The sequence below is a fragment of the Flavobacterium enshiense genome (assembly GCF_040750275.1).
GTDB lineage: Bacteria > Bacteroidota > Bacteroidia > Flavobacteriales > Flavobacteriaceae > Flavobacterium > Flavobacterium enshiense_B.
Map to the genome: position 1 here is coordinate 1 of NZ_JBDOCV010000037.1, position 292 is coordinate 292.

The following is a 292-nucleotide window of genomic DNA, read 5'->3' on the forward strand; positions in this document are numbered from 1 at the left end:
AACGGTTTCTCCCGTACAAATTTCCGTATCATCTACCGTTGGTACTGTGATTACTGGAATAGGATTAACGATTACTTCCACACGCTTCACTTCACCGGAACAACCGTTAGCTGTTGGCAAAATATCGAATGTGATAGAACCGGCAATCATAGGGTCGATTAACTGTACCGCCTGATTTATCGTAGTCTCGTCTCCCGATGAAGGATACGAACTGTTAATATTACTGGTTGTAGCAGACCAAGTGTATGTAGTACCCGGAACAGTGCTGCTGAATGTAATATTTATGCTATCC

At 42.8% G+C, this 292-nt stretch carries 1 protein-coding gene; it reads right to left on the reverse strand.

Annotated features, from left to right (window positions below; translation table 11 throughout):
- Positions 1–292: PKD-like domain-containing protein (locus ABGT15_RS14700; RefSeq protein ID WP_367232215.1), on the reverse strand; the 292-nt coding region annotated here is incomplete at both ends.